The 949-nt window shown below is 49.2% G+C and carries 1 protein-coding gene; it reads right to left on the reverse strand.

The window, feature by feature from the left end; all coding sequences use genetic code 11:
- Positions 1 to 463: 463 nt before the first annotated feature.
- A complete protein-coding gene (locus ACFFJK_RS22845) occupies positions 464 to 706 on the reverse strand; it encodes a hypothetical protein (protein WP_379681954.1) in 243 nt (80 codons plus the stop codon).
- Between the last annotated feature and the right edge of the window lie 243 nt (positions 707 to 949).

Raw genomic sequence — 949 nt, forward strand, 5'->3', positions numbered from 1 at the left:
TTGCAGATACGTGCTGACGTGCTCAACCGCTTCACTCGGATGGGCACCCCGATTACGGTCCCGGTGTTATAAAACTAACCACAAATAGCGTCAGCTCGGCCTTCGCTCGATTTGCTCAACAAAGCCGCTTCAAACTGCTCGGCGAACGCGTCATGGCAAGCTAGTTGCAAGTAAATACACAGCTCGATTCGAACATTAGAGCGCTCGGAACAAGTTCCGAGCGCTCCAAAATTTACCTCTTCTTGCGCGAACTAAAAGTGAATGCAGCCATCATCGCAATGAAAAATATTACAGATGAAACGACTACCGACGCTGGCTTCCCACCGGCGCCGTCTACTAATGAATAGATCCACGGGAACAGGAACGCGAAGATCACAGTTGCAACTAGAGCCATCAGTATGTTCTTTGCCATATGGACTCCTTTCTTGTAACGTGAATCAATTACAGTTTAAAGTAATGGCCGTTACGGGGTTTTCTTCTTAATAATTTCTTCGACGTCATTTTCAATTTTAAGGCCTCCGGCGATGGCGCCACCTACCAAGCCGCCCAAGAAGCCCGCTGCCATCCCGAAGGCACCGCCAAATGCGCCGCCAATGGTGCCCGCGACGGCGCCACCAATAGCTCCAGAAGACATGCCGTCGAAGTCCCAAGAAACGCTCAGACCGCCATTGACTTCATTAATTTCGCTCATCGTAAGTTCATGCATAAAATTCTCCTCAGGTAAAGCCGAAGCACTTGCTATCGGTAAAGAAAGTCTACCACGCGTAAATTTATGAAAATCTCACCGATTATTACTCAGAACGATATTTTACAGGCTACCATGGGCTTTGTTGCGTAAATCAGGTTCGACCAGCGTAGAACCCGCAGGTCTGGTAGCCTGAACGGATGAAACCAGCTCCACAGAAGTACCGCACGACGAACTGGAAGACGTACAACGAAGCCCTCAAGG

This window comes from Massilia consociata (assembly GCF_042432755.1).
GTDB lineage: Bacteria > Pseudomonadota > Gammaproteobacteria > Burkholderiales > Burkholderiaceae_D > Telluria > Telluria consociata.